Source organism: Streptomyces sp. cf386 (assembly GCF_900103585.1).
Taxonomy (GTDB): Bacteria; Actinomycetota; Actinomycetes; order Streptomycetales; family Streptomycetaceae; genus Streptomyces.
Map to the genome: position 1 here is coordinate 50,000 of NZ_FNHV01000037.1, position 7,115 is coordinate 57,114.

A 7,115-nucleotide genomic window follows, 5' to 3' on the forward strand; every position below is an offset into this window, starting at 1 on the left:
GGCCGGGCGTGGCCGGGCATCAGCGGCCCCCCGCTGGCCGCTGCGGTCCCCTCTGTGGCCGCAGGGGTCAGTTCCCGCTGGTCGCCCGGTGCATAGGTTCCCGGCAAACAACATCTGAGACATCCCAGAAAGGAGGCGGACTGGTGAGTGAGAACCAGTACGACACCTGTGTGATCGGTGCCGGACCCGCGGGCCTGGCGGTCGCGAGGGCGCTGGCCGAGCGCGGCCTGCCGTATACGCATATCGAGCGCCACACCGGACCGGGCGGGCTGTGGGACATCGACAACGCGGGCAGCCCGATGTACGAGTCGGCCCACTTCATCTCCAGCAAGACCCTTTCCGGCTTCGGCGGCTATCCGATGCCGGACCATTTCGCCGACTACCCGCCGCACCGGCAGGTCCTGTCCTACCTGACGTCGTTCGCCGAGGCGTACGGGCTGGGGGACAGGATCGAGTTCGGCACCGAGGTCCGCGGCGTGGAGAAGGACCCGGACGGCACCTGGACGGTCACCCGGGCCGACGGCCGGGCGAGCATGCACAGGCACGTCATCGTGTGTACGGGGGCGCAGTGGCACCCGAACGTCCCCGACCTGCCCGGCGACTTCACCGGCGAGGTCCGCCACACGGTCACCTACCGCAGCAGCGCCGAACTGCGGGGCAAGCGGGTGCTGGTGGTGGGCGCGGGGAACTCCGGGCTGGACATCGCCTGCGACGCGGCGCGGGCCGCCGACCACGCGGCGATCAGCATGCGCCGTGGTTACTGGTTCATACCAAAGCATCTGTTCGGCCGGCCCGTGGACACCATCGCCGCGGGCGGGCCCCACCTGCCGATGTGGGTGCAGCAGAAGCTGTTCGGCGGCCTGCTGCGGCTCCTCAACGGCGACCCGCGCAGGCTCGGTCTGCAAAAGCCCGACCACAAGCTGTTCGAGACCCACCCTGCCCTCAACTCGCTGCTGATCCACCACCTCCAGCACGGGGACATCACGGCCAGGCCCGGCATCGCGCGCACCGAGGGCAGGACGGTGCACTTCACCGACGGCACGAGCGACGACTTCGATCTGGTCCTGCTGGCCACGGGATACGTCCACAAAGTCCCCGTCGCGCAGCGGTACTTCGGCGACGAGCAGCACCCCGACCTCTACCTGTCCGCGTTCTCCCGCGAGCACGAGGGCCTGTTCGGTGTCGGCTTTGTGGAGACCAACTCCGGTGCCTACCAACTCTTCGACGCGCAGGCCCAGTTGATCGCCTCCTTCGTCCGCGACGCGCGGGCCGGGCTGCCGACGGCCGAGCGGTTCGCCCGCATGATCCGCAGTGACCGGCCCGATCTGTCCGGCGGACTGAAGTTCGTCGACTCGCCGCGCCACACCGGCTACGTCCACAGCGAAGCCTTCGTGAAGTACCTGGGAAAGGTCGCCGAAGGGATGGGCTGGCGTACCGCAGGCCTGCCGCCTCGGGCGACGTCCCCGCGACAGGAGGCGGTGGCCTCATGACGTACGACTTCCGTGACCAGGTCATCCTGGTGACAGGCGGCGCCGGAGGCATCGGCAGCGCCCTGTGCCACCGCTTCGCCGCGGGCGGCGCCCGTCTCGTCGTGGTCGACATCGACGAGGTGCGGGCCAGGAGGACCGCCGGCGAGCTGCCGGGGAGCGGGCACGTGGGGCTCGGCTGCGACCTGCTGGACCGCGCCGGGGTGGAGCAGATGCTCGACGTCGTCTCGGCCACCCACGGCCGGATCGACGTCCTGGTGAACAACGTGGGCATGACCAGCTCCGAACGGTTCGACGCGCGCAGCGTCGAGAGCATCGAGCGGGAGATCGACCTCAACCTGGTCTCCCCGCTGGTCACCACCCGGCTCGCCATCCCGCTGCTGAGGGCCTCCGGCGACCCCCGGGTGATCACGACCGTGTCCCTCGGCGGGATCTTCCCGCTGGGCGAGACCCCCGTCTACACCGCCTCGAAGTTCGGGCTGCGGGGCGCGATGCTCGCCATCGGGCTGGACTTGCGGGGCAAGGGCATCCAGGCGGGTTCGGTGCTGCCGTCGGCGACCGACACGCGGATGCTCCGCCAGGAAGCCGTCGAGGGCGGGAACTCCATGCAGTTCCAGGACGCGCCGCAGCAGCCGTCCGATGTCGTCAGAGCGGCTGTGAGCCTGCTGGACAAACCCCGCCTGGAGGCCTACGTCAGGCCCGGTGAGTCCCGGCTGGTGCGGTGTGCGCTGCTGGCACCGAATCTGCTGCCCCGGCTCTTCCCCCTGTTCCGCAAGCGGGGTGAGCGAGGCATGGCCCGCTATCTGGAGGACCTGCGCCGCAGGGGACTGGCCCGTCAGGTCGGCGGCCGGTGGGAACTGGTGGAGGAAGCATGAGCGGCACGCACCTGACCGGTTACGAGGAGACGCTCGACATCGTCAACCCCGCGACGGGCGAGCTGATCACGACCGTGACCGCGGCGAGCGAGCAGGACGTCACGCTGGCCGCCGAGCGGGCGCACAAGGTCTTCGAGAGCGGCGTCTGGGCCGGCAGGTCCCCGCGGGAGCGGGCCGCTGTGCTGCTGCGCCTTGCCGGTCTCATGGAGCGCGACGCCGAGGTGCTGGCCCGGCTGGACTGCGAGGACGCGGGCAAGCCGATCACGGAGTGCCGTACCGGCGACGTGCCCGCGGCGATCGAGTCGACGCGCTGGTTCGCGGAGGCGGCCGACAAGGTCTTCGGCCGCGTCGCCCCCACCGGTCACGAGAGCCTGGGCCTGGTGAGCCGGGAACCGGTCGGGGTGGCCGCCGCGATCCTGCCCTGGAACTACCCGCTGGCGATGGCCGCCTGGAAGGTCGGGCCCGCGCTCGCCGCGGGCAACTCCCTGCTGCTCAAGCCCGCCGAGGCCACACCGCGCTCCACCCTGCACCTGGCCGCGCTGGCGGCCGAGGCGGGCCTGCCGGACGGTGTGCTCACCGTGCTGCCCGGCCACGGCACCGTCACCGGTACGGCGCTCGCCCGCAACCGCCTCGTGCGCGCACTGTCGTTCACCGGATCGACGGCCACCGGTCGCCGCATCCTGGCGGGTGCGGCGGAGACCAACTTCAAGCGGGTCTCCTTGGAGATGGGCGGCAAGAGCCCCCAGGTTCTGATGCCGGACGCGCTCGAGTACGGCGGCGAACTCATCGACAACATGATCGAGGCCGCGTTCCTGACGATGGGGCAGAACTGCACCGCCGGCTCCCGCGTCCTGGTCCACCACAGCATCGCCGAGGAGGTGCTGGACCGTTTCACCCGGGCCGCGAAGAGCCTCACCATCGGCGACCCCGCCGACGCACGCACCCAGGTGGGGCCGCTCATCAGCCGTGCCGCCTTCGACCGGGTCGCGGCGGCGGTGGACGCGGCCCGCTCCACCGGAGCCCACATTCACACCGGCGGTCTGCCGCACGGTCTGCCGCCGCGCGGCGCCTACTATCCGCCCACCGTGATCAGCCGGGCCCCGGCGGGCAGCGACGTCCTCACCAAGGAGCTGTTCGGCCCTGTCGTCACCGTCCAGACGTTCGCCTCGGAGGACGAGGCGCTGAGGTTGGCGAACGCCACCGAATACGGGCTCGCCGCCTCGGTGTGGACCCGGGACCTCGACGCCGCGCTCCGGCTCGCGCGGGGCATCGAAGCCGGGGTGGTCTCCGTCAACGCCTACAGCGAAGGCGACATCACGACGCCCTTCGGCGGGTGGAAGCAGTCGGGGTTCGGCGGCGCGGAGAAGTCCACCGACGCCTTCGCACAGTGGACCAGGGAGAAGACCATCTGGATCCGCACGCGTTGACCCGGTGGCCCGCTGACGCGGGGGGCACTCCCGTCACTGCTCCGGGCCCTCCTCGCGCAGCCGGGCCGGGGCCACCCCGTGCCAGCGGTGCACCGCCCGCCGCAGTGCCCGTACATCGGAGAAACCCGCCTGGCGGGCGATGTCCCGCAGGGTCGGCTCGGGTCGGCGCAGCAACTGCTCGACCCGCTCGCGACGCACTCCGTCGACGACCGCCTCGTACGTCGTGCCGCACTCGGCAAGCCGACGGCGCAGCGTGCGCTCACTGGAGGCGTGCCGTCGGGCCTGCTCGACGAAAGACGGAACGTCGGGCAGGCTCTGCGCGATCGAGATCTCCAGCACCTCCAGCAGATCCTGCTGGTCGCGCCTCGACGCCACCTGCTCCGCCAGCAGCTCCACGACACCGGTGTAGGTGACCCGGTCGCGGCCCGGCATCGGCCGCCCGGCCCATGCCGTGGGGAACACCAAGCGGTTCTCCGCGGCGTCGAACCGTACCGGGCACCGGAACAGCCCGGTGAACGGCCTGGTGTCGCGCGGGGCGGGAAAGGCGAACTCGACGCTCTGCGGGGCGAACTCCTCCCCGGAGCTCAGCCGCGTGAGGGCGACGACGCTGGCGAACGCCTCCTCCGCCAGGAAGACCCCGACCGCAGGATCGAGGGCGGGGTCGGGCAGTGCGGCCCGCAGCACGTAGCCCGCTTCCTCCTGGCCGGCCGACCAGACCACCATCGCCCCGGACAGGTTCTGGAAGCGCACGCCCGTCTCGATGGCCTCCCGCAGGGTCTCCGCGGCCATCTGGGCGAACCCCAGGAGACCCCAGGAGGTCAAGTGCTGCGCGGCACCGACCCGCAGGCCCAGGTGAGCATCACCGGTGAGCTCCAGCGCACGCCGGATGACGGCACTGCCCTGGCGGTAGGAGACCCGCAGCGCCGCCGAGCCCATCATCCCCTCGTCCAGCCCGACCCGGCTCAACTCGGGCCGGAGGTCGACTCCGTATCCGTCGGTGACCGGCGTGAGACAGCGCAGAATGTTCGGCGGGATGGTCGCCGAAGTGCTGCGGCTGGTTCCCGGGGACTGCGCCGGGGTGGGGCTCTCGGACATGGCGATCCTTGTGACCGGGCTTTGCTCGCTGCGCACAGAGTAGAGCGAAAGACCGGCGCACTCGCCCGCGGCCGAGTGCGGTGCCCGCCCGGGACCCTCCCCGGGCGGGCACCGGCCTCGACTCAGGACGTGGTGCCGGTCACCGTGCTTCCCGACTTGGTCACGTGATACGTCACCGTCGCGCCGCTCCAGAAGTGGAAGGTGAGCTTCACGCGCGCGTTGTCCCTCACCGCGTCGAGGAAGGCGGGAGTGAGGCGGATTTCCTTCTTGCCGTAGTCCGGCGCGAAGGCGGTGTTGAACTGCTGGTACGGAGTCCAACTGGTCGGACCGGCGTTGCCGCCGTCGGCGTACTCGGCCTTCATCGTCGCCAGCACGTCACCCCGGAACTGCATGGGGATGCGGAACGAACCGGCTGTACCGGTCGTGCCCGACTGCGCCGGGGCGTCGTGGGAGATCACCCGGATCCGCCAGGGGACGCCTCGGGAGAAGTCGGCCCGGAGCGTCGCCTTGACTCCGTAGGAACGGTCGCCGACGAGCCGCGTGAGCGCGGCCGCCTTCAGGGTGAGCCGGTTGCCGGAGAGGGTGTAGTCCCTGCCGCTGACCAACGTGGTGGTGCCCTGCTTGAGAGCCTTGAAGGCGGCCCCGTTGAGGTTCAGTGTGAGCGTACGGTCCTTGACGGGACCGGACTTCGGTACGAAGACGTCGTCCGAGGAGGCGGTTGCCGATCGCGTCGTCCAGCTCGACTTGAGCTGATGGAAGAGCCCCGCGTCCTTCCACTGGAGTTTCCCGCGGTCGTAGAAGGAGCCGTTGTCCCACAGCACGGTGGTGACCTTGTTGCTCCGGGCGGCGTGGCCGAGCGCCTCGAAGTACTTCAGCATCTCGCCGCGTTCCACGGCGCCGGGACCGTGGTCGTAGCCGAGCAGGCCGTATTCGCCGAGAACGACGGGGATGCCCCGGGCGACGAAGGTGTCGCGCATCCGCTTGAACGTCTTGTCCAGGTCTCCCTGGGCCTGCGCGTCGAAGCGGGTGGAGCCCGCGACGTTCACGCTGAACGGGAAGTAGCCGTAGTAGTGCACGGTGGCGATCAGCCGGGGGTCGTGCAGCGACTTGATCGTGGTGGCCAGATTGTCCATCAGCCGCTGGTCGGGGGTGCAGACCTCGGTGGGCAGCATGAGCAGGCGCTTGGTGTTGTTGCCTCCCGACGCCCGCACGACCTTGTGGAAGGACGTGTTCAGCTCGTTGAGCAGTTCGGCCTGGCGAGCGTTGTCGGCGTTGTCGAACTTTGGTTCGTTGATGCTCTCGAAGACGAGCTTGGCGGACTCGTTCCGGAACGCCGTGGCGAGTTGCTTCCAGGTCGTGTGGAAGCGGGCCAGCACCTTGTCGTGCTCGGTGGACATCTTGCCGACCCACTGCCATGAGTCGTGATGGACGTCGAGGACGACGTAGAAGCCCTCGTCGATGGCCCAGTCGACGACCTGCCTGACCCGGCTCAGATACGCCGGATCGATGGTGTAGTTCGGCGCGGCTGCCTGGTGGTCGCTCCAAGTCACCGGGATGCGGATGCTGTTGAAGCCCTGGGCGCGGATCTTGTCCAGGAGGGCCTTGGTGGTGCGGGGCTGGCCCCACGACGTCTCGTCGGGGATGGCGTCGAGAGTGTTGCCCAGGTTCCATCCCGGCTGCATCGCGGCCACGGCCGCCATCGCGCTGTCGGGAACCGTGGCCGTGGCCGCGGACGCTTCGGGCTTGGCGTCGACTCCGAACGCCCCGAAGACCGTGCCGTAGGCGATGCCGCCCGCGGCGATCAGCGCCAGCGGTGTACCCACTGCGAGCCGAAGCCGGCGTCGGCGGTGCTGTGGGGCCTGCTGCTCCTTCATTGCTCATCCGTTCTGGAAGATCGAGCCGGTGTCGCCCCTTAGACCGTGTCCTACGTGGTGAGGCGGGCGTTGACCCGGTATGGGGCGGGGAACGTGGAGTTGGATCGTGCCGGACGGCTTATGGGAGATCGCGAGGCCGCTGATCCCACCTCCGAAGGTGCGGCCGCAGGGCGGCGGAACGCAGGACACGCCTGATGAGACGCTGTTTGCGGCCATCATCTACGTCCTGGTCAGTGGCTGCGCCTGGCGCCAACTGCCGCCATGCTTCGGCATATCGAAGTCGACCGCCCACCGCAGGTTCCTGATCTGGTCGAGAGCCGGCGTCTGGGGCCGCCTCCACGAGGCCGTGCTGCACCG

At 70.0% G+C, this 7,115-nt stretch carries 6 protein-coding genes; 4 read left to right on the forward strand and 2 right to left on the reverse strand.

What is annotated here, in order from left to right; translation table 11 throughout:
• Nucleotides 1-143: 143 nt before the first annotated feature.
• From BLU79_RS45575 to BLU79_RS45585, 3 genes are read left to right on the forward strand one after another with little or no spacing between them, the layout of a single operon-like run.
• Nucleotides 144-1,490 (forward strand): flavin-containing monooxygenase, encoded by a 1,347-nt coding sequence (locus tag BLU79_RS45575; RefSeq protein WP_177001455.1) that lies wholly within the window; start codon nt 144-146, stop codon nt 1,488-1,490.
• Nucleotides 1,487-2,362, forward strand: a complete 876-nt coding sequence (locus tag BLU79_RS45580; RefSeq protein ID WP_093911955.1) for an SDR family NAD(P)-dependent oxidoreductase — start codon at nt 1,487-1,489, stop codon at nt 2,360-2,362. The genes BLU79_RS45575 and BLU79_RS45580 overlap by 4 nt, the downstream gene beginning before the upstream one ends.
• Nucleotides 2,359-3,789 carry an aldehyde dehydrogenase family protein gene (locus BLU79_RS45585; RefSeq protein WP_093911956.1) on the forward strand — a complete coding sequence of 477 codons (1,431 nt, stop codon included), beginning with the start codon at nt 2,359-2,361 and terminating at the stop codon, nt 3,787-3,789. Before BLU79_RS45580 ends, BLU79_RS45585 begins: the two co-directional genes overlap by 4 nt.
• Before the next feature lie 33 nt (nt 3,790-3,822).
• Here the strand turns inward: BLU79_RS45585 and BLU79_RS45590 are convergent, their stop codons facing one another.
• A complete protein-coding gene (locus BLU79_RS45590) occupies nt 3,823-4,884 on the reverse strand; it encodes an AraC family transcriptional regulator (protein ID WP_093911957.1) in 1,062 nt (353 codons plus the stop codon).
• A gap of 122 nt (nt 4,885-5,006) precedes the next feature.
• Nucleotides 5,007-6,758 (reverse strand): cellulase family glycosylhydrolase, encoded by a 1,752-nt coding sequence (locus tag BLU79_RS45595; protein ID WP_093911958.1) that lies wholly within the window; start codon nt 6,756-6,758, stop codon nt 5,007-5,009.
• A gap of 79 nt (nt 6,759-6,837) precedes the next feature.
• Here BLU79_RS45595 and BLU79_RS45600 point away from each other — a divergent pair.
• Nucleotides 6,838-7,115, forward strand: a 278-nt coding sequence (locus tag BLU79_RS45600) for a transposase (RefSeq protein ID WP_143052521.1), incomplete at its 3' end; no start/stop codon positions are given.

Coding starts and splice junctions, on each gene's coding strand:
- BLU79_RS45585 (WP_093911956.1), top strand. CDS start 2,359: ATGAGCGGCACGCACCTGACCGGTTACGAGGAGACGCTCGACATCGTC.
- BLU79_RS45595 (WP_093911958.1), bottom strand. CDS start 6,758: ATGAAGGAGCAGCAGGCCCCACAGCACCGCCGACGCCGGCTTCGGCTC.
- BLU79_RS45580 (WP_093911955.1), top strand. CDS start 1,487: ATGACGTACGACTTCCGTGACCAGGTCATCCTGGTGACAGGCGGCGCC.
- BLU79_RS45590 (WP_093911957.1), bottom strand. CDS start 4,884: ATGTCCGAGAGCCCCACCCCGGCGCAGTCCCCGGGAACCAGCCGCAGC.